Source organism: Paenarthrobacter nitroguajacolicus (assembly GCF_031455195.1).
GTDB classification, from domain to species: Bacteria; Actinomycetota; Actinomycetes; order Actinomycetales; family Micrococcaceae; genus Arthrobacter; species Arthrobacter nitroguajacolicus_D.
Map to the genome: position 1 here is coordinate 576,791 of NZ_JAVDSH010000001.1, position 23,732 is coordinate 600,522.

Below are 23,732 nucleotides of genomic sequence, written 5' to 3' on the forward strand. Positions count from 1 at the left end.
TTCTTCATGGGGGTGCGCAATCTCTGCACTCCGACTGCTGCGTAGGAGTACCAGACTTCAGAGAGGCGTACGCACCGGCTATCCGACGCGCCTCGCCGTGTCCCTCTACAGTAGGTGTGTGGGGTGGGACACAACTAGCGTCTTTGATGCCGCACTTCTGATACTTATTTTCGTCATGGACCGGAGGCCGTCATGAGTTCGGCGAATATCGAACAGGATGCAGCGGCACGGTTGGCAGAGCGGCTGCTGGGAATGCGCGCCAACCGGGAGGTCATTCCTGAAGACCCCCATCATTCGGTTCGCTGGCATGAGCATGACTACCCCAGCCCCATTGCTCGTTGGAACTATCACCCTGAATACGAGATCCATCTGATGCGTAAGGGCAGCGGCAAGTTCATTGTCGGCGACCACATCGGCACCTTTGAAGCCGGTCAGGTGGTCCTGGTGGGCTCAGGGTTACCGCATGACTGGGTCAGTGACCTGGAACCCGGCGAAGTCCTGCACAATCGGGACGCCGTCATTCAATTCGACCGACGGTGGGTGGATCAGACCGCCGCCTTGGTACCTGAAATGAGCGAGGTCAGGGACCTCCTGGATCAAGCCTCGCGAGGCATCGAGTTTTTCGGTGCCTCAGCACACGCGGCCGCCTTCTCAATTGAGGCCATGGGTGGGTCCACCGGGGTTGTCCGCCTGAACCATCTGATGGGACTGTTCGCGACTCTTAGCCGTGCACCAGGGAATGAACGGAAGTATTTGACTGAGGACTGGTTCAGGCCTCAGCTGGATGGCCAGGCGGAGGCTGTGGTGGACATCGTCCTGGAGTACGTCTTCAGCAACCACGCCGGCAGCGTCTCCATGGCAGAGGCGGCCTCGATGGTGGGAATGACCGAGCCCACGTTCTCCAAATACTTCAAAAGAGCAACAGGCCAGAACTTCAGCGACCTCGTCCGCAAGCTTCGGCTCGCCCACGCCCGCCGGCTACTGGAACGCACCGACAAAGCCGTGTCCGACATTTGCTACGAGGTGGGTTTCACCAACCTGTCCAACTTCAACCGACGTTTCTTGGCTGATAACGGGGAAAGTCCTCGCCAGTTCCGCAGACGTGTCCAAGGTTGATGAGACAGTCGGTTGTGCCAATAGGCCTAAGATTGCCGTGACCTCCAGGTCGCTGGTTTGGATCAGAAGGGCGGTACGGCATCGGTCCGAAGGCGCACTTCAGCCACAACCATGAAGGCCTCGCCGACGGGGCCCGCCGCTTCATGACCCTCCCCGGGATCCCAGCAAGTAACCCCGATATTGGTCCTGGGTGCCACCCCGCTGCCAGGCGTGGATTCCAGCCGCAACCCGCCGATCACACCCGGGCTCCGGTTGTCTCCATGCACACACGCGTCTACCCAACGCCCTGGACCGGGAGTTGTGGGCTCCCTGTGCAAAACGTGGGGTTGTACAAACTACTTACACGCGTTGGGGGAAGGATTCCACCTTGGCCGGGTCGCCCTCTACGACGTCGCCCAGCGCCTCGTCGATCAGCTGCAGCGTCTCCTTCCCGAGGACCAGGTCGGCCGCCTTGACAGTGTCCTCCAGCTGTTCCGGCCGGCTGGCACCGACGATAGCTGCCGACACGTTGGGATGCGCCAGGACCCAGGCGACTGCCAGCGTGGCCAACGGCACGCCAAGGTCATCGGCGATCGGGTTGAGTTTTTGCACACGCTCCAGCACCTCAGGCCTCACGAACCGGTGCCCGGTCTTCAGTTCTCCCTCCGGGGTGCTGAAACGACTGCCCGTCGGAACTGTGGACGTGCCGTACTTGCCGCTGAGTACGCCTTGTGCGAGCGGCGACCAGCACACCTGGGTGACCCCGAGCTCTTCGCATGCGGGTACGACTTCGGTCTCGATGACGCGCCAAAGCATGTTGTACTGCGGCTGGCTGGAAAGCAACTGGATACCAAGCCCGGCTGCCAAAGCGGCACCGGCGCGAATCTCCTCTGCCGTCCACTCCGAGACGCCGATGTAGTGTGCCTTGCCGGCATGGACGATGTCCGCGAAGGCGCCCATGGTCTCCTCGAGCGGAGTTTCGTAGTCGTAGCGGTGCGCCTGGTAGACGTCGACGTAGTCCGTCTGTAGACGGCGCAACGATCCGTTGATGGATTCCATGACGTGTTTGCGGGACAGTCCGCGGTCGTTCTTCCCCGTGCCTGTTGGGAAGTACACCTTGGTCATGACTTCAATCCCTTCGCGCCGCGAGCCTTTGAGGGCGACCCCGAGCATGGTTTCCGCCGCGGTCCCCGCATAGGCGTCTGCGGTGTCGAAGGTCGTCACGCCAAGGTCCAGGGCCTTGCGCACGCATGCCGTCGCGACATCCTGGTCCACTGTTTCCCCGTGGGTGGCCCAATTGCCCAAAGCGATCGCGCTGACGTACATTCCGCTGTTGCCGAGTTTCCTGTAGTGCATGTGCATTCCTTTCCACGTATTTTGCGCGCTACGGCGTGACCTTGAGTTCCCGGATGGTCAGTTCCCGGAACGTCGCTGCACCTTCGTGGGCGTAGAGCCGGATGCCGTCATCGCCGTCGAGCGGGAAGACCCGGTGTGAGTGGACCACGCGCCCGTCGCCGACGAACATCTCGACACTTGTACGATCCACCAGGATGCGTAGCGTGAGTCTTCCGGCGGCGGGGTCCACCGGGGTTTGGGTTTCCCCGGCCGTGGGGTTGACGGTGGGACGGCGGTTGACGTAACTGAAGGGGCCGCGCAGATAGGCGCCGGCTGCAACGTGCCTGCCTCCTCCTGGTGCACGGCGTAGCTCGAAACCGAGATTGGCCGGTGGCGCAGCCGGATCCCACTCCACCTCGCAGCTCAGATCGTAGGCGTTCGAGCGGACCTTCAGGTCGTAGGTGCCGGCAACAGCCACATCACCCAGCCGGTGTGTGCGCTGCACGTGGTTGCCCAGCGCAGACGTGGGGGTGGAGGCGAGGTAGTAGGCGCCCTTTCCACGCTTGAGCCGTATATCGCGCACGATCATGTCGTCGCCGTTGTAGCCGTCAGTGGCCAGGGTGGGTGTGTTGTGGGGGTAGTCCCAGAAATTGGCCCATCCGATCGCCCGCCGCAGGGTTGGGTCCTCCGCGCCCGACGCTGTGTGATGCGGGTAGGTCACTGCGCCATAGAAATCGAAGCCGTAATCGAGCCATTCCGGCTCGGCATGGTCGGGTGTAAAGGAACTGCCATCGAAAGCGCCGGTCCAATACGCATACGTCGCGGGCAGTCCGCGGCCCTTGCCGTTCGCGCTGGTGCCCAGGACCCAATGGGAGGTGCCGTCGTCGGCCGTCATTTGGAAGAGGTCAGGGCACTCCAGAAGCCCCAGGTCACTGCGGACAAACTCACCAACACGCGTCCATGACCGCAGGTCCGGGGAGGCGTAGAAACCAAGCTTCTGCCCCTCGGCGTTGGCCATGAACCACCGTTCACGGTCCGCGTCCCGGATCACCTTTGGATCGCGGAAATCGTGCACCCCCGGGTTGGGCAGCACAGGAGCCGCACCTCCCGGCGTGAACGAGCGTCCGCTGTCCGTGGAGTACCAAAGGTACTGGGCTTGGCGGCCTTCCGGCGCCTGGGTGACAAGTGCTATGACAGCACCCGCACCGTATCCTGCAGTATTTCGCTCGTCCACTACCAGGCTTCCGGACCAGCAGTCGCCGTTGCCGTTGCTGAACTTCGGGATCGCAACACCCCGGTCCCGGAACGCGACATGATCCGTGGTGCTGGCCCGGCGCCAGGACGTGCCGCCCCCACCAGTGATGTAGTCGGCGTTGTACAGGTAGTAGTAGTGGTACTCCCCGTCCAGGTAGATGGGTCGTTGGGGATCGTTCTTCCAGTTGTCGCTGACGCTGAAGTGATACTCGGGGCGCATCCTGGTTGGTCCTTTCGGGGGGCTGCCTGCCGCCGAGGCGGGGCCGGACAGCGCCAGGGATCCGCCCAGTGCAACCGCACCGGCGCCTGCCAGTAGTCCGCGGCGGGAGACTGATGAAGAATCTTTCACGTGGTTCACTTCCGTTCCGTCAGGAGGCTGCGGGTGTCGTCAAACACCGCGGCCATGGCCCAGGCTTCAAATGAGAGGAGCCGCACCGTACCTTCAGCGACGGCCAGTGTTACGCGCCCGCCGCCCTGGGTCGGGTAGACGCGGGCAGTGAGCGGCTTGCCGTTGGCGAAAATTTCGACGGCGGACCGGTCCACCAGAACGCGCAGGCGAACCCGTCCGTCCGTCATGGGAAGGGGTCCGGACTTCTCCTCCTTGTCAACGGCCGGGTCGAGGCTGCTGCGGGTCCGGTCAAGATGCATCATGCCGGTGGGGCTTCCGTCAGCTGAGCGGCCCAGAATGACCACCGTCTCCTCGGCGCCGTCCACGCATCCAAGCAGTCCCAGACGCAGCTCTGCACCCGCGGAGAGCTGCAGCTCCACCTCAAGGTCCAGTTGGTCGCCGGAAACACCGGTATCCATGGACGTTCCGGCCACCAGCACCTGCGCAGGCACACTGACGTGGTTCCTGCGCAACGTTTCGATTTCGGGCACGGGTGCGAACTCGAGGGTTCCGTCGTTGGCCAACGTGGCGACCCGCGGCAAGCTCATGACCCCGGACCAGCCGGCTTCCACCATGGCTGCGTCGCTGCGTCCTTCCTGCATCCAGCCGAACATGATCCGCCGGCCGGACTCATCCCGGAAAGACTGGGGTGCGTAGAAGAAGCGGCCGCCGTAATCGAGCCGGTGCAGCGCCTCGGGCTCGAAGGTGTCGCCGGCATAGCGACCCGTCCAGTACAGCGGGTGGCGGGTTTCGCCGTCGTTCCACGCGGAGAAGACCAGCACATCCGTCGAGTCCCCAGCATGTGCAGACCCCAACGCTCCTCGGCCTGCACGGAACAGATCGACGCATTCCCACATGGTCCCTGTCCAGTCAGGGGCTCCAGGATCACCATGGGAGGCATCCCCGATGAACAACGGCCCAATGTAGTCCCAGGAGCGAAGATCAGAAGACTCGTACAGAAACGCAGTGCCTCCGACGTCCCGAATCCCCGAACCCACCAGCTGCCGCCAGGTGCTTCCCTCCTGCCATACGCAATGATCGCGGTAGGCCGTAATGTCCACCCCGGTGGGCGGGGCGCCGATGACCGGGTTTCCGGGGTCCTTGGTCCAGTCGAGCAAGTCCGGAGTTCCGGTGGCGACGCAGGGCAACTCCCTGCCCCCTGACCGCCCGGAGTACACCAAGGTGGGCGTGCCGCCGTCGTTCACCAGGACCCCCGACCAACAGCCCTCGGCGTCCGGTCCCGCAGACGGTTCCAAAGCCACTGGCTGGTCAATCCAGGAGACCAGGTCGGTGCTGGTGGCATGACCCCACTGGATACGGTGGTGGAAGGCACCCTCCGGGTTGTACTGATAAAAGAGGTGGTAGGTGCCGTTCCATTGGCTGACGCCATTGGGATCGTTGAGCCAGCCGGCCGGGGAGACGAAATGGAAACGTGGCCTCAACGGATCGGCTTCAGCGCGGGCCACCAGTTCCTCTGTCGGAACCGTTGCGTGCGGATGGGTCAGTTCAGTCATGCGGAAACCTCTTCTTGAGCCGTCGACGCCGGGTGGCCGGGCTGGATTGGTTCACTCGCCAGGGCGTGGCCGCCGGCAGCGGCCCATGGGCGGTACAGGTGGCAGCGCACCCAGTGACGGTTTTCGGGCTCCCCTACCTGGTGGCGGACGGGTTCTTCAGCCGAGCAGGCCTGGTTCGGATCGCCGTCGAACACGCAGTGCGTCGAGGCCATGACAGCCTGACGCAGTTCGGCCCGGCGGACGGGATCGTACGAGCCTGCCCGGGCCGGATCCGGTACGGCCGAGACCAGCAGTTGCGTGTAGGGGTGCGCCGGGTTGGCCAACAGGTCCAGGGATTCGCCCTCTTCAACGAGCTCCCCGGCGAACATGACCGCCGTCCGGTCGGCCAGGTAGCGGGCGGACGCGAGGTCATGGGTGATGTACAGCATGGAGATGCCTTGCTCGTCGCGGAGCTTGCGCATCAGGTTCAGCACGCCGATCCGGACAGAAACGTCCAGCATGGAGGTAGGCTCGTCGGCCAGGATGACCTGCGGTTCAACGGCCAGGGCCCGGGCGATCGCTACGCGTTGGCGCTGCCCTCCCGAGAGCTCGTGCGGGTATGAGTTCAGCATGTCAGCTTCCAGGCCGACGGTGGTCATGAGTTCTTCCAGCCGCCGCCGGGTCTGTTCCTCGGAGCCTCCGCCCTTGCCGTGGATCGCCAGGGAACGCCGGAGGAAATGCTCGATCCTGTGGGCCGGGTTCAAGGAGCCGAAAGGGTCTTGGAACACCATCTGCAGCTGGGACCGAAAGGCCCGGGACGCTTGGAATCGATCCCGTTTGAGGACATCGACGCCATCAATGAGGATCTCCCCCGAGCTCGGCTTTTCGAGCCTGGCGACACAGCGGGCCAGGGTGCTCTTACCGGAACCGGACTCGCCCACGAGGGCAACGATTTCACCCTTGCCGATGGTCAGATCGATGTTGTGCAGGGCCCGGACGGAATCGCGGGAGAACAAGCCGCCTATCGGGAAGGTCTTTCCCAGGCCGCGAATCTCAAGGGCAGGGGTGCTGGTTTTGGACACGTCCGAGGGGGTCATCAGGGAGTGGCTCATCGTGCAGCTCCTTCGAAGTCAATCGAATCAATCACCGAAGTGTCGGCACCGAACGGGGCCACAAAATGGCCGGGTGCTGCTTCGGCAAGGTCCGGGATGTTCCGGAACTTCACGCCGTCGGGCAGCCCCGTCAACGGAACGCGGGGACCGGTAAGGGGTGGAAACGCGCCCATCAACGCCTGCGTGTAAGGATGGCGGGGGTTGACGTAGACATCCTGGGCCTTGGCGGTTTCCACGATCCTGCCGCCGTACATGACGGCCATGCGGTGCGAGAGTTCCACCATGAGGGACATATCGTGCGTGATGAACAGGACGGAGAAGCCGAGCTCGCGTTGAAGGTCCTTGATTTGGGCCATGATCTCCTGCTGCACCACCACATCCAGTGCTGTGGTGGGTTCGTCCAGGATCAGCAGTGACGGCTTGAGCGCCACGGCCATGGCAATGACGGCACGCTGACGCATTCCGCCGGAGAGCTGGTGCGGGTAAGACTTGAGCCGGGCGGGGTCGATCCTCACCAGCTCCAGCAGCTCACCGGCACGCCGCCTTGATTCCTTGCGGGAGTAACCGGCGTGGGTGGTGAAGATGTCCACGATCTGTTCGCCGATGGTCATCACCGGGTTCAACGAATTCATGGCCGACTGAAACACCATCGCCACGTCCTGCCACCGGAAGCGCCGCAGCTCTTCCGGGCTCATGGCCAGGACGTCCTTGCCGCCGAAGGAAATGCTGCCGCCCGCGATCTTTGCCGGATCCTTCAGAAGCCTCATGATCGAGTTGGCAATGGTGGACTTGCCGCAGCCGGACTCCCCCGCCAGACCGAATACCTCGCCGGTACCGATGCTGAAGGAAACGTGGTCGACGGCGGTGGTGGAACGGGTATCGCCGATGTACTTGACGGTGAGGTCCTTGACGTCCAGGACGGGCTCGTGGGAGCCGAAGGAAACTTGGGAGATGGTCATTTGGCGGTGCTCGTTTCGGTGTCTTTCGGGGTCTTGATCTTTCGCAGCCGCGGATTAGTGACTTCGTCCACGGCGTAGTTGATCAGGGCAAGGGCGAACGCAACCAGTGCGATGCACACGCCCGAGGGTACGAAGACCCACCAGCTTCCAGTAAGCAGTGCGCCTTCGTTGCCGGCCCAGAAGAGGTTGTTGCCCCACGAGACCGTGCTGACATCGCCCAGGCCCAGGAATTCCAGGCCCGCTTGGGCGCCGATGCCGTAGATCACGCAGGCAAGCAGGGTGCCCATGACGATCGAGGCCATGTTGGGCAGGATCTCGCGGAACATGATCCGTCCTGCCCGTTCGCCGGACACGACGGCCGCAGCGACAAAATCCTTGGACCGGATGGACAGTGCCTGGGAGCGCAGGACGCGGGCAGAGCCGGCCCACCCCGTGACCACAAGAACCAGGATCACGGTCCCCAGGCCGGGCGGAAGGAAGGCAGCCAGGATGACCAGCAGCGGCAGGCCGGGCAGAAGCAGGAAGACATTGGTGACCAGCGACAGGGCTTCGTCAATGAACTTGCCGAAGTACGCCGAGGCCAGGCCCACCAGAATCCCGATGAAGGTGGATGCCAGGCCCACCGTCAGTCCCACGAAGAGAGAACTCCGCGAGCCGTGGACGGTCAGCGCCAGCACGTCCTGTCCCTTGGCTGTTGTACCCAGCCAGTGCTCCGCATCCGGTTCCAGGGACGCCATCGCGGTGATACGCGACGGGTCGCCGGGGAACAACACCGGCGCAAGGAGGGCCAACGCAATGAACACGATCATCACCATCATGCCCAGCAAGGCCTTCTTGTTCGTGATCAGTCCGTGGATGAAGCTTCGGTTGGGTTTGCGGGCAGCCGGAGTTTGAGTGGGCTGCTTCAGAAGTGCGGTTGTCATGATCAGTCCTCTAGTTGCCGCGCACGCGCGGGTCGAGGCGGACGTACAGGATGTCCACCAGGAAGTTGGCCAGCAGCACAGCAGCGGTGATGGTCAGGAACAGGCCCTGCATGAGCGGATAGTCGAGGCCCTGGACTGCGTTCAGCAGTTGGTATCCGACGCCCGGATAGGCGAACACCACTTCAGTCAGCAGGGCACCGCCCACCACGAATCCCAGTCCCATCCCAAAGCTCGTCACCGAGGGCAGCATGGCGTTGCGTGCTGCGTAGCGGAGCATGATGCGGCCCGGGCGGAGTCCCTTGGCTTCGGCCATGGTGATGTAGTCCTCGGAATTGGTGGCGATCATGGTGTTCCGCATACCCAGCATCCAGCCGCCAACGGAGACCAGCACGATCGTCAGCGCCGGCAGCACAAGGTGCGCGCCGACGTCGCCGATGAACTCCCAGGTGAACGCCGGCTCCAAACCGTCGGTGAACGCATGCCGGATCGGGAACCAACCCAGCACCACACCGAACAGGTACAGCGCACCCATCGCAAGCCAGAAGTACGGGAACGAACCGATGAAAACCAGCACCGGAGGGAGCGCTGAGTCGATCGCTCCACCGCGCCGCCATGCGGCAAGGATGCCCAGCAGGTTACCCACGACGGCGGCTATCACCAGCGCGGTCCCGCCGAGCAGCAGCGTCCAGCCGATCTGGGACGAAATGACTTCGGTGACCGGAGTGGGGAAACGGGAGATGGAGACGCCCATCTGCCCGGTGAAGATGTTGTGCAGGTAGTCGATGTATTGCTCCCAGATGGGCCGGTCGTCAACGCCCAGCAGCTTACGCAGGGCCTCGATCTGTTCCGGTTGCATTCGGTCCTGGGAGCGGGCAAACATGCGGGACACGGGATCTCCCGGCATGAAGCGCGGAAGCATGAAATTCAGGGTGATGGATGCCCAGAAGGCGATCAGGTAGAAACCAAGGCGGCGCAGGATGAAGCGCACGGTTTCCCTCCATTCGGGAATTGCGGAAAGTGTGGAAGGGCACGCCCGGCGGCAGTGACCGGTTCAGCGGCAAGCTGGCGACGTTGTGGCAGCGGGGATCCGCCGGGCGTGCGATGTGAAGAGTTGCAGAGATTACTTCCGCGGTTCCAGGGTGGTCAGGACCAGCACCGTCGTAGGTGAACGGACGGAGAGCGTGGCGTACGGGTTGTCCTCGGTGGGCCAGCCGGTGAAGCGGGTGTCATTGAAGGCACCCCATTCGGGGCCCGAGAACAGCGGCACCAGCGGTGCGACGTCGTTGTACTCTTCCTGCAGCTTGTTGGCGATGTCCTTTTGCCTGGATTCGTCCGTCTCCGCGACGAAGTCGGCCAGCAGGGCGTCAGCCTTCGTGTCTCCGAAGCGGTGGTAGTTATCGAACGTCTTCGTGCCTACCGGTTTGACCGTGGCAGTGCCCATGGAAGTGTTGAAGTACTTGTATGGGCTGGGATCGTTGGCGCTCCAGACGATTCCGGAGTCGAAGTCACCGGTTTCGTATCCGGCAACCACAGCCGCCCAGTCCGGCGACTCGACCTTGGCCGTAACACCTACCTCGGCCAGGTTTTGCGAAATGACGTTGGCCACGGACAGCCAGTCAGAGGATGTGGCACCTACGGAAATCTTGAATTCGAAAGGCTTGCCGTCCTTAAGCGTGCGCTTCCCGTCAGCTCCCTTGGGGTATCCCGCTTTGTCCAGAAGTTCGTTGGCCTTCTGCACGTCATGGTTGGTCCACGTGCAGTTGTCCTTCACCTGGGCGTTCTTCCAGGTCTCGTAGTTTCCGGACAGGCCGGTGCAGTCCGCCGGCTTGGCGTAACCGCTCATGCCGATCTTGGTGACCTGGTCACGGTCCACGGCCATGCTCAATGCTTTGCGGACGTCGACATCGTTGAACGGCGCCTTGGTGGTGTTGAGCTGCCAGTTGATCATTGCACCGGTGGCAGGGAACCAGTATTGGCGGTGTTCCTTGTCTTTCGAAACAAAGGTCTTTTCAATGTTGGGAATGTACTGCGGAGCCCAGTCAACGTCCCCGTTCGCTGCGGCGAGGTTGGCGCCGTCGTTTCCTGCGAAAGCGAGCATCTTGATGCCGGCGATCTTCTGCTTTTCAGGCTGCCAGTAGTTGGGGTTCTTCTTCAGTACGAAGGACTGGGCCTGGAAAGTATCAACCTCGGTATATGGCCCGGTACCCACCGGCTTGGCATTTGCATCCTTCTCCGGGTCCGGCAGAGCGGACCAGATGTGCTTGGGCAGGATGCTGAGCTGGCCGACGTCGTAGAGGGCCGGCGACCACGGCTTGTTGAAGTTGAAAGTGACCTTATTGCCCTCGGCGGTGACGGTGTCCAGGTACTCAAAGCCGCCCTTGATCTTCTTCTGCAGTTCGAAGGTGTAGGCAACGTCGTCAGCCACGAAGGGCTGCCCGTCGGACCATTTCACGCCGTCACGGAGAGTGAAGGTGACCGATTTGCCGTCCTGTGCAGCTTTCCACTCCGTGGCCAGCCACGGCACCGTTTCTCCCTTGGCCGGGTTAAAGATCAGGAGGGATTCATAGATGGACTGCTGGACCATTGGGTTCACCGTGGGTGCGAACGGGTTGAAGTTCTGCACGAAGGTGCCCATGTCCTCCCGCGGGATGGTGAGGAACCCGCCGGCGTTCGCTCCGGCGTCGGAGGTGCCTGTTTTGGCGACGTTTGCCGTGCAGCCGGTGAGCAGCATCGCGCCCACTGCAAGGCTTGCCGCCGTTATCCGGGCAGCCCGGAAGTATCGGGGTTGTGTCATGATGGTTATCTCTTTCCTATCTTCATCGTCCAAGGTGAAGGGGTGGGTAGGGGTTGCTCTTCGGCGTTGATTTCGCGGTCAGACCGAAGAGCGTTCTAGCAGCGGACAGTCGACCAATTGCTGGTCGGCAAGGATCGGCTGTCCTGCTGTAAGAGCGGCGAGCGTTTGGACGCCCAGGGCGCCCATTTTTTCGAACGGCAACGCAACCGTGGTCAATTTTGGCCGCAGGTAGGCCGCAATGAGTTCCTGGTTGTCGAAGCCGATCACGGCGATGTCCCCGGGGATGGTCAGGCCCCGTTCCTTAATGGCGTCATAAGCGCCCATCGCCATACGGTCATTGAGGCAGAACAGCGCCGTCGGCCTGTCTTGTGGCGGATAGCGGTCCAGGATGTGGCACGCGGCTTCGTAACCGCCGTCGGCCGTTGCGTACCCCGACACCACCAGTTCGGGGTCCAGCTCCAGTCCGGCGACGGCGAGTGCTTCGCGGGCACCCTCCAGACGCCCCACTGCGGCCGGAATGGCCGGGTCCAGGTTGATGACTCCGATCCGGGTGTGGCCCGCTTGGAGCAGGCGTTCGACGGCAACCCGTCCGCCCGCACGCTCATCCGGGACGATCGAGGGCAACTTTCCGTCCGCGTCGAAGCAATTGATCAGTACGGTGGGGACTTCGTTGGCACTTTCGGGGACGTGAACGCCCCGGTGAAAGGTGGCTGCGTAGAGGAGTCCTTCCACTCGTTGTTCCAACAGCTTCTCCGTAGCAGCATCTTCCAGGCCCTCGTTGGGTCCCACGGCATCGGCCTGGTCGGAGGGCGCGATGAGCAGGAACCGGCGGTCAAGCCAGGCCTGGTCCTGGGCTCCTTTGATGATGTCGACGGCGAACGGCGCCGTAACGATCTCCGTCACGATCCCGTACCAGTCACTGCGGCGGGACGCCAGCGCACGGGCGCCGGCATTGGGGCGGTAGCCCAATTCCTGCACGGCATCGTTGATCCGGGTGCGGGTTTCTTCGGAGATGCTCGCATTCTCCCGGTTGCTGAGCACAAACGAAACAGCTGTGCGGGAAACGCCGGCGTGCTTGGCAACGTCCTTCATGGTGACTCCCCGCTGCTTTACAGCCACGGGAGTGTCTGGGTTGGTGCTTTTCGCCATCGAATGCTCCGGTGTTCTTCGCTGATCCAGATCTGCGCCAAACCTTGTTGTTTGGCTGGCCCGGGAGGAAAGCTGCGTTGGTAACGCGCGTTACCTTCCGGACATGTGACTCAGGTTACCCGCGTTACTTCACCTCTGTCAACACTCTTTTTTCGCTTATGAACGCGTTTGGGGTGCTCAACGTGAAACTGACGCTCGCAGCCGGAAAGGCACGACGGCGGGATACGGCCCCGCCGCCGTCGTCCGCCGATACCGCGCTACTTCGCCAGCGCTTCCTCCAACCAGGACCTCAACACCGGCGCGGGAGCCGCGCCGGCCTGCCTCGCGACGACCTTGCCATCGACGATCACCATCAACGTCGGCACTGCCTGTATGGCAAACCTGGCCGAAAGCTGTGGCGAATGGTCTACATCAACCTTCACAAGTTTGACCTGCCCGGCGCGTTCGTGCGCGAGCTTGTCCAGAACGGGGCTCACCATCCGGCACGGACCGCACCACACTGCCCAAAAGTCCACCAGCACCGGGACGCCGGACCGTTCGGCGATCGCGCCGAAGTCGTCGTCGCCCGCTTCAACCACCCAAGGGAGGTCCCGGTGGCAGTTCCCGCAGCGCGGCCGCCCGTCAGCCACGGCCGGAACACGGTTCGACGTGCCGCAATGAGGACACTTGATGATGGCTTTGTTCATGTTGTTCAGCCTCCGTAAGCTCCATTGTGCTGTAATCAAGCGCCGGATTCGAGGCCAAATAGTGCCTTCATAATCACTACGTCCACCGCGATACCGCCGAGCGGCAGGGACGCGCCACCGGGGTCTCCCCTGGTGACCGTCGGCCACCGCAAGGCTTGATACCTTCGGGAAGCCGGAAGGTGCTCCGCGCTCGTGGTCAGGATTGCCATCGGAAGCGGCCCGCCGGGTGTAGTTCGTCGCCGTTTAGAAGTGGGGGGAATTGCGAACGCCTGCAGCACCCACTCCCTTGGCCCGGCCCGCGCAGGCACGTTAGGTGAGGACTTGGCCAATGCCGCCTCTTCCGTCGAGGAGCACCAGGGCTGGATGACATGGATGTTTACCGGGCCACTCCAGAACGCCCTGTTCCTTCGGAAAGACCCGCCCACCCAGCTTCAGTCAGTCGAGTAGCGCTACGCCGAACTCAGCGACCACGGCCCGCAATTCCCCGAGGTAGCGCTGCGCCTGGTCAGTGAGTGGAATCGCGGCGTGGCCGATCCAGCCGATCTCGATGCGTTCGTCAACGTCCAGCGGGATGGCGACGATCTCCGGGTCGAGCTGCCCGCTGATGATGCCCGTCGAGATCGTGTAGCCGTGGAGCCCGATCATGAGGTTGAAGATCGTCGCGCGGTCAGATACCCGGATCTCTTGTTTACTGGACAAGGTGGAGAGAATCTCCTCGGCGAAGTAGAAAGAGTTGTTCGCACCTTGATCGAAGGTTAGACGCGGCAAGCCGGCGAGATCATCGAGAGTCGCACGTTCTTTTGAGGCGAGCGGGTTTTTCCGTGAAATGAAAATGTGCGGATCGGCGAGGAAAAGCGGAGTGAACGCGAGCCCGGATTCCCGGAGCAGCTTGTCGATGACCTTCCGGTTGAAATCGTTCCGGTAGAGGATGCCTATCTCGCTGCGGAGCGTCCGGACATCCTCGATGATGTCCCAGGTGCGGGACTCGCGCAGCGAGAACTCGTATTCGGCCACATCAGTGGCCTTGACCATACGGACGAAGGCGTCCACCGCGAACGAGTAGTGCTGCGTTGACACCCCGAGCAGACGTCGCCTTGGTGGCCTGCCGAGGTAGCGCTGCTCGAGGAGAGCGAACTGCTCGACGACCTGCCTCGCATAGCCGAGGAACTCTACCCCGTCGGCGGTGAGGGTGACTCCGCGGGCGGAGCGAACCAGGAGCGCGCGGCCCACCCGGGCCTCAAGGTCCTTCATCGCAGCGGACATCGTCGGCTGGGCTACGTAGAGAAGATCTGCAGCCGCGGAGATGGACCCCTCTGCTGCAACTTCTATGAAGTAGCGAAGTTGCTGCAGGGTCAATCCGCTCGAAATTTGGGCCATAGGAAGATTCTATATGGATGCATAGTAACCACTAGTTACTTGATACCCCTCGAAAGGCTGCACCATGGATGTATCACCTTCTGAAAGGCCGTCTCCGGCCCATCAACGGATAGGCAGCACATGGCAGACGACTTCACCTTCAGCATCAGCAGGACCCCCTTCAACGAGGACTACTCCCCGGCGGAAGGCTCGCGGATCACGACTAACTTCGCCAACCTGGCACGGGGCGAGCACCGCCAGGAGAACCTCCGCAACGCCTTGACCATGATTCGGCGCCGCTTCAACGATCTCGCAAGCTGGGACAACCCGGACCGGGACCGTTACACGCTCGAGCTTGAGATCGTCTCCGTGCAGATAGAGTTCACTGCCGAAGGTACGGATCAGCAGTTCCCCCTGTTCGAGGTACTCGACATCCAGATCGTCGACCAGCTGAACGGGGTCCGCCACCAAGGGATCGTCGGGAACAACTTCTCCTCCTACGTCCGTGACTTCGACTTCAGCGTCGTGCTGCCAGCGGCAGCAGCGGAGTCGGGCAAGCCCACCGTTCCCGAGGACTTCGGCGATCTTCACGGCAAACTGTTCCAGCAATTCCTCGATTCACCGGCGTGCCAGGAACGTTTCCCGCAGCCGCCAGTGGTGTGCATCAGCGTCTCAACGAGCAAGACGTACAGGCGAACAGAGAACCATCACCCGGTCCTGGGGGTCGAGTACCAGCAGGACGAGTTCTCGCTGACAGACGCGTACTTCGCAAAAATGGGGCTGCAGGTTCGCTACTTCATGCCACGCGGCAGCGTTGCGCCGCTCGCCTTCTATTTCCGCGGCGACCTGCTCAACGACTACTCCAACCTGCAGCTCATCGGCACGATCAGCACCATGGAGACTTTCCAGAAGATCTACCGCCCGGAGATCTACAACGCCAACTGCGCCGCTGCCCACGTCTACCAGCCGAGCCTGGGAGAGCAGGACTACTCGCGGACCCATATAGATTACGACCGCGTCGAGCGCAGTCAGCTCGCGATCACTCAGGCGAAGTACACGGAGGAACACTTCATCACTCCCCACAAGGATCTATTGGACCAGTGGACCGCCAAATACCCCGCCCTCGTCAACTGACCCACGGAGAATCGCCAATCATGAACACACTTTTGCCCACCACCGTTGTCGGAAGCCTGCCGAAACCATCGTGGCTCGCACAGCCGGAGACTCTGTGGTCCCCGTGGAAACTGGACGGAGATGGGCTGCTCGAAGGCAAGCAGGATGCGCTACGCATCGCCATCCACGAGCAGACCCGCCGCGGCATCGACATCGTCAGCGACGGCGAGCAAACCCGCCAGCACTTCGTCACGACCTTCATCGAGCATCTCAGTGGCGTCGACTTTGAACAGCGCAAGACCGTGCGCATCCGCGATCGCTACGACGCAAGCGTGCCGACCGTCGTCGGACCGGTGCGCCGCGAGCGTCCTGTATTCGTCGAAGACGCAAAGTTCCTCCGCGCAACCACAGACCGGCCGATCAAATGGACTCTTCCCGGTCCAATGACTATGGTGGACACGCTCTTCGATGACCACTACAAGAGCCGCGAGAAGCTGGCCTGGGAGTTCGCTGCGATCCTGAACCAGGAAGCGAAAGAACTGGAGGCCGTCGGCGTGGACATTATCCAGTTTGACGAGCCCGCATTCAATGTCTTCCTCGATGAGGTCAAGGACTGGGGCGTGGCTGCGCTTGAGAGGGCGGCAGAAGGGCTGCGTGCGGAGACCGCCGTGCATATCTGCTACGGCTACGGGATCAAGGCGAATACTGACTGGAAGGCGACGCTCGGTTCACAGTGGCGGCAGTACGAGGAAACATTCCCGCTGCTTCAGAGCTCCAGCATCGACATCATCTCGCTGGAATCCCAGAACTCCCACGTGCCCATGGACCTCATCGAGCTCCTCCGCGGCAAGAAGGTCATGCTCGGGGCAATCGACGTAGCAAGCGAGACCATCGAGACCCCGGAGGACGTCGCCAACACCCTCCGAAAGGCCCTGCAGTTCGTCGATGCGGACAAGCTCATCGCCAGCTCCAACTGCGGCATGGCACCGTTCCCCCGCGACGTCGCACTGGCCAAACTGAGTGCTCTCAGCGCAGGGACGACCATCATTCGCGAAGAACTTGCCCGCTCTGCAACCACGGTGTCATAACCATGTTTCACGTCTACCCCCCAGACACCTGGCTCGAGACTCCCAAGCCAGGCTTCCCGTCCTCCCTCTCGGCCGACGACTTCAAAGCACTGTTCCGTGGTCACCCGGGAGGTGTCGCCGTCATCACGGCGGATGCGGGCGAAGGACCGGTAGCGTTGACGGTATCGTCCGTGGTGTCTGTGAGTGCCGAACCTCCGTTGCTGATTTTCTCGGTCTCGGCACTGTCCTCTGCGTCCGAGGTGCTTTCGCGCGCCGAAACCGTCGTGGTGCACCTGCTGGACGCGCACGACATCGACTTGGCCAAGTTTGGGGCGACCCCCGGCGCGGACCGCTTTGACCAGACGCACCGCTGGTCGACCCTTCCAAGCGGCGAAGCGGTGTATGAAGACGTCCGCGCCTGGGTGCGCTGCGCCGTCATCAATCGTATGGAAGTGGGGACCTCCACAATCGTCGCCGTTCACGCCCTGGAGTCCCGCGTGATGCGTGACGTCCAAGCGGGCGAGCCCGGCGACGCCCTGATCTACCACAACCGTTCATGGCACCGCCTGGGCGAGCATTCCAGGCTTGAAGGCTGAGCGCCGCGCCAAACAATGCGAGGCAGCAAGCCGAACGGCGCACGACGGCGGGAGGATACCTCCCGCCGTCGTCCTCGTTAACATCTGCGCATCTTGACGGCATGGACTGGCGATCGGTACGTTCCATCATGGCCGAAGAGCGTCATACGGTGCCTCAATGGCCTCTCATTCCACTCCCTGGCGTGGGAACACGGGGGAAGCGGCGGGAACATGCGGAATCCGGGCCAATCCGGTGGCGATATGAGCCGATCCGGAGGGGAAGGTGTAAAAATTGCCCACCCACTCGTTCTGTTAGGTGGAACGGCGAAGAACAGATCTCGCAGACGGGCCTATTTGAAAGCTGGACCTTGTCATACGGTAATGCATGGATAATTCCATTGGAAGGCAAACCATCGCTACTGAAAGCAGACGTAGACGCGCGACAAAAACAACGATTGTTAGCCGGGAAAAAGTTGCCGGACGCCGGTTGCCTCCCATTCCCCTATTTTCCAGATGACTATCATTGCACTAATCCCTGCAGCACTCCATAGAAGGCGAACCTGTCCTGACATGCGGAGCTGAAGATCACCCATTGGAACAATCCGACCGCTCCTGTATATAGCCTCCAGAAGGGTATTCCCCGATTCCGGCTTTTCCCAGTATGTAACATGTTCGCGCAGCAACATTTGGGAGGGTCCTGGCGTTACCGTTCGTACGGCTTCCTCTGCTGACCCCGTTCCCAGGCTTACTGGGTCCCATGGCGATCGAATAATCCACGCTGGGCAAGGTGGGCTCTCCAATGCGTCAGCCGGGCGCCGAATCATACCGGTAATGAAGAACCAGACAACAAACCCGCCAATGATGACAATCATCGCGGGGGCATCTCTTATCGACAACCGAACGAGGGCCCACGGGTCAGCAACCTCACCGTACTTAATGATGGACAAGAGGTCAGTTAGAACCTGCGCAACCATCTTGCCGAGCGCGCCAACGCTTAGGCTGGTGTGCCACCACATGAACAACGGCATCACAGCCGGGAAAAGCCAAAGTACCGGCAACAGCCAGAAATTCGCAGACGAGGTCCTTGCTCCCAGCAGTTGATGGTGACCGCTGCCCACGGCAACATACGCTTCAGGAGGGGTACCTTCGAGGCACGCCCGCCGAGCAAGATCCGCACCTTGGGAATGGCCCACAAGAAGGACTTCGTCATAGACCGCGCGCATCTGCTTGTGTCTCTTGACCACGAACTGGAGGATCTCGTTGCCTGTAACAGGGTCCACGTACGCCCAAATGTCCCCAATTGTCTCCACAATCACGACGCGGATCAGATCTACTACCCTCTCTGCTCTTTGGGACCCCATAGACCGAAGTAGAAGGACGAAAAAGTAGATTGGTAAAGCGGCCACCAACAGAAGGACAAGCAGGGGTGACAAAACATAGGCGATCATCACTGCGGTGAACGGCCCCCACAGGGCAATGATTTGCCTAACGAGCCCGATTAAGCTGATGGAGTTCCCATCAAATTGGATTTTCTTGGATTCTTCGAAGCTCAGATGACGTGCCGCCCACAATGCTGATGACTGCATCACAAACATCGGAAGATTAAGAAAGAGTCGAGCGAAAATTTTCCAAGCCTTAGCGTGATTCACTCTTTCGTCCCACCAAGCTTCCTCGACAAACACAAGGCGGGGTGCCTTATTGGGGACTCGGACCCATGCACCAAGTCGGGAATCCTTGCCTGTGGTTTTTGAACCAGTTGATTCCTTAGCGAGAGACAAGACTTCTCCCCCTATTTCTTCAACAGCTCGCGTAAGCGAACCGAAGACATCTTGGGCCATTGCACCTTGGGCTTGCCGTCCAATCCCGTGAACTGCGAGGATCCCCACGCGGATTGGTGGACTAGAATAGCCCGATTGATCTGTCTCTTTCGAGAGGCGTGCCGAAGCGCGCTTCCTGGCGTTCTTCCCCAAAAGGTATCTCCTGATCTTTAACATGCTTCGAAATCTGCCAGCTGTATTCATCCAAGACAGCCATGGCCGTTACTCTGACACGATTGCCGTATCAATAACTTTCGAGGATTCCCGCTGCGGCCGCAGAGTTCCGGATATTGAATGGATCCAACGTATCGAATTCCCCCGACAACGTAAGGGCGGGGCCGGGGCGCATGTGCATCCGAGAATGTGAAGTGGGCTCAACTCGAGGATCACCCCCAGCTGCGTGTGTTCACCATGCAGGCAGCGCCTGCTTCCGTGTACCAATGGACCAGTCTTGGGCGAAGGTGTGCGCATTGTGCACTTCTTTCTTCGGCTCCTGAGGTTAGCCGCCGAGATGACACATGCGCGTCGGGTATAGAACTAACCGCGACAGGCGTTCTTCGGCCCCGTGGTAGGTAAGGGCCCGTGAGGAGTACCCGTGTGGTCGCGGCGTCCTAGTTGCACTTTGGAGAACGAGCCAGGTGAGCTTTCTGAAGGTATTCGCTTCGATCAGGTCCGTTCTCGCCGGTATCCCCCTGTTAGTAGCGACAACGGAGACAGCGTGCCATCCCAGCAGCCCGGTGCCATCCAGTAGGATCGTCGGCAACTGGCCAGTCAAGGAGGAAACGGTTTATGCACTACGTCGTCTTGCAGGTGATTCTCAAAGAAAAGCTATGGGGAACTGGCTCAGGTAACTTGACCGAACTGGAGAAGACCATCAACGCTCAGGCGTCCAAGGGTTACCGACTGCATACGATTACCACCTCCAGCAGCGGGAGCAAGGGGCTTGGTGGCGGCGACCGTATCCAGGCCACCATGGTGTTCGAAAGCCTGGCATAGTGGACGGCATCCCGAAGCTGAAATGAATAGGCAAAAAGTCTTAGGTTCGATCCTTCGCAACGACGTTGACGGGTTCAACGCCGTTCACCAGCACTTTTACTACGGCTGCCCTCGGATCAAGCCAGAAGCCACCCACGGTTCGGACACTCCCGGAACCTAAGATTGTCAGTGGTGCAGTTGCATGCGTTGAAGAACCGTGGCGGAGATTTCTTCCACTGACATGGAGGCGGAGTTGACGTAGGGGATGTTGTTGGACCGGTACATGTCCTCCGCGTTCCGAAGTTCAAAGGTGCATTGGTTTAGTGACGCGTAGTTGCTGCCCGGCCGGCGTTCCTGGCGGATCTGGCTAAGCCGGACGGGCTGGGAAGTAAGGCCAAAGCATTTGTCCGCGAATGGCAGCAAGGGCTTCGGTAGCGCCATGACATCAAAGTCCTCTTCGACCAGCGGGAAGTTCGCTGCGAGGATTCCGTGCTGCAGGGCAAGGTACATGGTGGTGGGCGTCTTCCCGCAACGGGACGGGGCGATCAGGATCAGTTCGGCGCGTTCGAGCGCGCGGAGCGACTGGCCGTCGTCGTGTTCAATCGCATATTCGACGGCGGCCATGCGGGACTGGTACCGCACGGCGTCGCCCACGCCGTGTGCCTGGCCCGGTTTTCCGTTGGCGGCCGCGCCAAGTGTTTGTTCGAGCTTCCCGATGTGGGAACCGAACAAGTCGAAGAACTGACCACGGCTCTCAGACAGCACGGCACGAATGTCCTGCCCCACAGCAGTGGAGAAAATGATCGGCACAGGACCGGATGCTGCCACCTTGTCGATGATCGCAACCACCTCGCGGGCTTGCTCAATGGTGGTGATGAAGGGGATGGTCCGCCGTTCAAGCCGTTGGCCTGGAAACTGGGTCAACAAGGTGTTGCCCAGCGTTTCAGCAGTGATCCCGGTGCTGTCCGAGAGGAAGAACACCGTGGGGGCGGACGCTGCGCCCGCCCCCACGGTTTGGTTGTCTGCCACTTAGACCTTGGTGGTGCTGGTGTTCGCCAGGCGCAACCAGGTCTCAGTGACTGCATCCGGGTTGAGCGAGATGGAGCTGATGCCCTGTGCAAGGAGCCACTCTGCGAAGTCCGGGTGGTCGCTGGGGCCCTGGCCGCAGATTCCGACGTACCGTTCCTTGGCCCAGCAAGCACTGATGGCCATCTCCAGCAGCTTGGTCACTGCCGGGTTCCGCTCATCGAAGCCTTCCGCCACTAGTGCAGAGTCTCGGTCCAAGCCCAGGGTGAGCTGGGTCAGGTCATTGGAACCGATGGAGAACCCATCGAAGTACTCCAGGAACTCGTCCGCCAGGAGAGCGTTGGCCGGCAGCTCGCACATCATCACGATCTCCAGCCCGTCCTCGCCACGCCGCAGTCCGTTGGCGGCGAGGAGGTCGATCACTCCACTGGCCTCGTCCAGGGTCCGTACGAACGGGACCATGAGCTTTATGTTGCTCAGGCCCATCTCGTTGCGAACGTACTTCAGCGCCTCGCATTCGAGTTCGAAAGCCTGCCGGAACGCTGCTGAGAGGTACCGGGAGGCGCCCCGGTACCCGATCATCGGGTTCTCTTCCTCCGGTTCGAAGGCCGTACCGCCGATCAGGTTGGCGTACTCGTTGGACTTGAAGTCCGAAAGCCTGATGATCACCGGTGCAGGGGCAAACGCGGCGGCTATCGTTGCAATGCCTTCAGCCAGGCGACGGACATAGTAGTCGCGCGGACCGTCATAGGCCGCCGTTTTCTCCTGGATCAACCGGACCGTGTAGTCGTCAAGGTTCGCCGGGCGCTCGATCTCGCCAGCGACGGCCAGCAAGGCGTTGGGATGGACACCAATCTGCCGGTTGATGATGAACTCCAGCCGGGCCAAGCCAACACCGTGGTTGGGGAGCTTGGCGAAACTGAACGCCTGCTCCGGCGTCCCAACGTTCATCATGATCTTCACCGGGGCCTCGGGCATCGTCTCCAAGCTGGTTTCCTGGAGCGTGTACTCCAGCAGCCCTTCGTAGACCAGCCCGGCTTCGCCTTCGGCGCAGGACACAGCCACGGGAGTGCCGTCCTTCAGGATCTGGGACGCGTAGCCGGTTCCGACGACGGCGGGAATCCCCAGTTCGCGGGCGATGATCGCAGCGTGGCAGGTCCGCCCGCCACGGTCCGTAACAATCGCGGCAGCCTTCTTCATGATCGGTTCCCAGTCAGGGTCCGTCATGTTCGCCACCAGGACATCACCCTCCTGGAAGGAGGCCATCTGGTCAAGGGAGGACAGCACCCGCACCTGCCCGGCGCCGATCCTCTGACCGATCGCGCGGCCTTCGACCAATACCGTTGAACGCTCAGCGAGCGTGTAGCGGGACGTGACGCCCGCCGCTTTACGGGACTCCACCGTCTCGGGCCGTGCCTGAAGGATGTAGAGCTCTCCATCCACACCGTCCTTGCCCCACTCGATGTCCATGGGACGGCCATAGTGCCGCTCGATCGCCACGGCGTGGCGGGCAAGCTGCTCGACATCCGCGTCGGTCAGGCTGAACCGGCTCCGGGAATCCTGCGGCACGGGGATGAAGTCGACGGTCCGGCCGACCTCTTCGGATTCCGTGTACACCATCTGCACGGCCTTCTCCCCCAGGCCACGCTTGAGGACTGCCGGCCTGCCCGCCGCCAAAGCCGGCTTGTAAACGTAGAACTCATCAGGGTTGACGGCCCCCTGGACCACGGCTTCCCCGAGGCCATACGAGGACGTGATGAACACGGCGTCCGTGAAGCCGGTTTCGGTGTCCATGGTGAACATCACCCCGGATGCGCCGACGTCGGAACGAACCATCCGCTGAACGCCTGCCGAAAGTGCTACTTCCGAATGCGTGAATCCGTGATGAACGCGGTAAGCAATCGCGCGGTCGTTGTACAGCGAGGCGAAAACGTCCTTGATCGCCAGCAGGATGTTGCCGATCCCCCGGATGTTCAGGAACGTCTCCTGCTGCCCGGCAAACGATGCATCCGGCAGGTCCTCAGCGGTGGCGCTGGAACGCACCGCCCACGACACATCTGCACCATGCTCCTCGGTGAGGCGCTGGTAGGCCGCGCGGATTTCCTCTTCGAAACCGGCCGGGAACGGAGTCTGACGGATCAGGTCCCGGATCTGCCCGCCGACCTTGGCCAAGGCGGCTACGTCGCCGCTGTCCAGCCCCTCGAGGATCTGTTCGATGCTCGCATCCAGCTTCGACTCCGCCAGGAAACGCCGGTAAGCGTCCGCCGTCGTCGCGAAACCGCCCGGAACCTTCACTCCGGCCGAGGCGAGATTTCGAACCATCTCTCCGAGCGATGCATTCTTGCCGCCAACCTGGTCAAGGTCGGACAAGCCAAGCTCAGAAAACCAAAGAACGTTAGTCATAAATTGTGTCCTCCATTGGGCACGCTCTGACAAGCGCTAAAAAAACTAGGTCATGCAAGGATCCGGGTCGTTGCGACTGGAAGCAAATGAAAGTGACCTACGCAACATCCTCAGCAAGTAACGGAAAGTCACTGGGCCGGCTTTCAGTCCGCCGGAAGGTGGAGCGCGCCAACGCCAAGACGCTGCCCCCTTGGGACTCGAATGGGATTCCA

19 protein-coding genes are annotated in these 23,732 nt (G+C 61.5%); 5 read left to right on the forward strand and 14 right to left on the reverse strand.

The window, feature by feature from the left end:
• Positions 1-192 precede the first annotated feature (192 nt).
• Entirely contained in the window at positions 193-1,116 is a 924-nt protein-coding gene (locus tag J2Y68_RS02720) for an AraC family transcriptional regulator (RefSeq protein ID WP_309989351.1), read from the forward strand.
• A gap of 339 nt (positions 1,117-1,455) precedes the next feature.
• On the opposite strand, the gene J2Y68_RS02725 is transcribed toward J2Y68_RS02720, so the two are convergent.
• The 11 genes from J2Y68_RS02725 to J2Y68_RS02775 all read right to left on the reverse strand — a co-directional run bounded on the left by J2Y68_RS02725 (position 1,456) and on the right by J2Y68_RS02775 (position 14,565).
• Positions 1,456-2,451: an aldo/keto reductase family protein gene (locus J2Y68_RS02725; RefSeq protein WP_309989358.1), complete on the reverse strand. Its 996-nt coding sequence runs from the start codon at positions 2,449-2,451 to the stop codon at positions 1,456-1,458.
• A 28-nt stretch (positions 2,452-2,479) separates the two neighbouring features.
• Positions 2,480-3,904: a glycoside hydrolase family 32 protein gene (locus J2Y68_RS02730; RefSeq protein WP_309989920.1), complete on the reverse strand. Its 1,425-nt coding sequence runs from the start codon at positions 3,902-3,904 to the stop codon at positions 2,480-2,482.
• Positions 3,905-4,038: 134 nt separating this feature from the next.
• Positions 4,039-5,586 (reverse strand): glycoside hydrolase family 32 protein, encoded by a 1,548-nt coding sequence (locus tag J2Y68_RS02735; RefSeq protein ID WP_309989359.1) that lies wholly within the window; start codon positions 5,584-5,586, stop codon positions 4,039-4,041.
• Positions 5,583-6,677 (reverse strand): ABC transporter ATP-binding protein, encoded by a 1,095-nt coding sequence (locus tag J2Y68_RS02740; RefSeq protein ID WP_309989362.1) that lies wholly within the window; start codon positions 6,675-6,677, stop codon positions 5,583-5,585. Before J2Y68_RS02740 ends, J2Y68_RS02735 begins: the two co-directional genes overlap by 4 nt.
• Entirely contained in the window at positions 6,674-7,636 is a 963-nt protein-coding gene (locus J2Y68_RS02745) for an ABC transporter ATP-binding protein (protein WP_309989365.1), read from the reverse strand. The genes J2Y68_RS02740 and J2Y68_RS02745 overlap by 4 nt, the downstream gene beginning before the upstream one ends.
• Positions 7,633-8,559, reverse strand: a complete 927-nt coding sequence (locus J2Y68_RS02750) for an ABC transporter permease (protein ID WP_309989366.1) — start codon at positions 8,557-8,559, stop codon at positions 7,633-7,635. Before J2Y68_RS02750 ends, J2Y68_RS02745 begins: the two co-directional genes overlap by 4 nt.
• Positions 8,560-8,569: 10 nt before the next feature.
• Entirely contained in the window at positions 8,570-9,547 is a 978-nt protein-coding gene (locus tag J2Y68_RS02755) for an ABC transporter permease (protein ID WP_309989368.1), read from the reverse strand.
• Positions 9,548-9,679: 132 nt separating this feature from the next.
• Entirely contained in the window at positions 9,680-11,353 is a 1,674-nt protein-coding gene (locus tag J2Y68_RS02760; RefSeq protein WP_309989371.1) for an ABC transporter substrate-binding protein, read from the reverse strand.
• A 78-nt stretch (positions 11,354-11,431) separates the two neighbouring features.
• Positions 11,432-12,502, reverse strand: a complete 1,071-nt coding sequence (locus J2Y68_RS02765) for a LacI family DNA-binding transcriptional regulator (protein WP_309989373.1) — start codon at positions 12,500-12,502, stop codon at positions 11,432-11,434.
• Positions 12,503-12,759: 257 nt separating this feature from the next.
• Positions 12,760-13,188, reverse strand: coding sequence for a thioredoxin (gene trxA, locus J2Y68_RS02770; RefSeq protein WP_309989376.1), 429 nt, complete (start codon positions 13,186-13,188; stop codon positions 12,760-12,762).
• 435 nt (positions 13,189-13,623) lie between these two features.
• Positions 13,624-14,565: a LysR family transcriptional regulator gene (locus J2Y68_RS02775; RefSeq protein ID WP_309989378.1), complete on the reverse strand. Its 942-nt coding sequence runs from the start codon at positions 14,563-14,565 to the stop codon at positions 13,624-13,626.
• 120 nt (positions 14,566-14,685) lie between these two features.
• Between J2Y68_RS02775 and J2Y68_RS02780 the strand changes: the two genes are divergently transcribed.
• From J2Y68_RS02780 to J2Y68_RS02790, 3 genes are read left to right on the forward strand one after another with little or no spacing between them, the layout of a single operon-like run.
• Entirely contained in the window at positions 14,686-15,678 is a 993-nt protein-coding gene (locus J2Y68_RS02780; protein ID WP_309989380.1) for a DUF1852 domain-containing protein, read from the forward strand.
• A gap of 20 nt (positions 15,679-15,698) precedes the next feature.
• On the forward strand, positions 15,699-16,745 hold the full coding sequence (locus J2Y68_RS02785; RefSeq protein ID WP_309989382.1) for a methionine synthase: 1,047 nt from the start codon (positions 15,699-15,701) through the stop codon (positions 16,743-16,745).
• A gap of 2 nt (positions 16,746-16,747) precedes the next feature.
• On the forward strand, positions 16,748-17,320 hold the full coding sequence (locus J2Y68_RS02790) for a flavin reductase family protein (protein WP_309989384.1): 573 nt from the start codon (positions 16,748-16,750) through the stop codon (positions 17,318-17,320).
• A gap of 437 nt (positions 17,321-17,757) precedes the next feature.
• Here the strand turns inward: J2Y68_RS02790 and J2Y68_RS02795 are convergent, their stop codons facing one another.
• Positions 17,758-19,137 (reverse strand): hypothetical protein, encoded by a 1,380-nt coding sequence (locus J2Y68_RS02795; RefSeq protein ID WP_309989387.1) that lies wholly within the window; start codon positions 19,135-19,137, stop codon positions 17,758-17,760.
• 768 nt (positions 19,138-19,905) lie between these two features.
• Between J2Y68_RS02795 and J2Y68_RS02800 the strand changes: the two genes are divergently transcribed.
• Positions 19,906-20,112: a DUF4177 domain-containing protein gene (locus tag J2Y68_RS02800; RefSeq protein ID WP_309989390.1), complete on the forward strand. Its 207-nt coding sequence runs from the start codon at positions 19,906-19,908 to the stop codon at positions 20,110-20,112.
• Between the two features lie 165 nt (positions 20,113-20,277).
• Here the strand turns inward: J2Y68_RS02800 and J2Y68_RS02805 are convergent, their stop codons facing one another.
• Both J2Y68_RS02805 and ppsA read right to left on the reverse strand, forming a co-directional pair.
• A complete protein-coding gene (locus J2Y68_RS02805) occupies positions 20,278-21,120 on the reverse strand; it encodes a pyruvate, water dikinase regulatory protein (RefSeq protein ID WP_309989393.1) in 843 nt (280 codons plus the stop codon).
• Positions 21,121-23,520, reverse strand: coding sequence for a phosphoenolpyruvate synthase (gene ppsA / locus J2Y68_RS02810; RefSeq protein WP_309989396.1), 2,400 nt, complete (start codon positions 23,518-23,520; stop codon positions 21,121-21,123).
• Between the last annotated feature and the right edge of the window lie 212 nt (positions 23,521-23,732).

What these genes read in the sequence shown, in the direction of transcription:
- J2Y68_RS02720 (WP_309989351.1), top strand. Translation starts at nt 193, where the DNA reads ATGAGTTCGGCGAATATCGAACAGGATGCAGCGGCACGGTTGGCAGAG.
- J2Y68_RS02725 (WP_309989358.1), bottom strand. Translation starts at nt 2,451, where the DNA reads ATGCACTACAGGAAACTCGGCAACAGCGGAATGTACGTCAGCGCGATC.
- J2Y68_RS02730 (WP_309989920.1), bottom strand. Translation starts at nt 3,904, where the DNA reads ATGCGCCCCGAGTATCACTTCAGCGTCAGCGACAACTGGAAGAACGAT.
- J2Y68_RS02735 (WP_309989359.1), bottom strand. Translation starts at nt 5,586, where the DNA reads ATGACTGAACTGACCCATCCGCACGCAACGGTTCCGACAGAGGAACTG.
- J2Y68_RS02740 (WP_309989362.1), bottom strand. Translation starts at nt 6,677, where the DNA reads ATGAGCCACTCCCTGATGACCCCCTCGGACGTGTCCAAAACCAGCACC.
- J2Y68_RS02745 (WP_309989365.1), bottom strand. Translation starts at nt 7,636, where the DNA reads ATGACCATCTCCCAAGTTTCCTTCGGCTCCCACGAGCCCGTCCTGGAC.
- J2Y68_RS02750 (WP_309989366.1), bottom strand. Translation starts at nt 8,559, where the DNA reads ATGACAACCGCACTTCTGAAGCAGCCCACTCAAACTCCGGCTGCCCGC.
- J2Y68_RS02760 (WP_309989371.1), bottom strand. Translation starts at nt 11,353, where the DNA reads ATGACACAACCCCGATACTTCCGGGCTGCCCGGATAACGGCGGCAAGC.
- J2Y68_RS02765 (WP_309989373.1), bottom strand. Translation starts at nt 12,502, where the DNA reads ATGGCGAAAAGCACCAACCCAGACACTCCCGTGGCTGTAAAGCAGCGG.
- trxA (WP_309989376.1), bottom strand. Translation starts at nt 13,188, where the DNA reads ATGAACAAAGCCATCATCAAGTGTCCTCATTGCGGCACGTCGAACCGT.
- J2Y68_RS02775 (WP_309989378.1), bottom strand. Translation starts at nt 14,565, where the DNA reads ATGGCCCAAATTTCGAGCGGATTGACCCTGCAGCAACTTCGCTACTTC.
- J2Y68_RS02780 (WP_309989380.1), top strand. Translation starts at nt 14,686, where the DNA reads ATGGCAGACGACTTCACCTTCAGCATCAGCAGGACCCCCTTCAACGAG.
- J2Y68_RS02785 (WP_309989382.1), top strand. Translation starts at nt 15,699, where the DNA reads ATGAACACACTTTTGCCCACCACCGTTGTCGGAAGCCTGCCGAAACCA.
- J2Y68_RS02790 (WP_309989384.1), top strand. Translation starts at nt 16,748, where the DNA reads ATGTTTCACGTCTACCCCCCAGACACCTGGCTCGAGACTCCCAAGCCA.
- J2Y68_RS02795 (WP_309989387.1), bottom strand. Translation starts at nt 19,137, where the DNA reads ATGGCCCAAGATGTCTTCGGTTCGCTTACGCGAGCTGTTGAAGAAATA.
- J2Y68_RS02800 (WP_309989390.1), top strand. Translation starts at nt 19,906, where the DNA reads ATGCACTACGTCGTCTTGCAGGTGATTCTCAAAGAAAAGCTATGGGGA.
- ppsA (WP_309989396.1), bottom strand. Translation starts at nt 23,520, where the DNA reads ATGACTAACGTTCTTTGGTTTTCTGAGCTTGGCTTGTCCGACCTTGAC.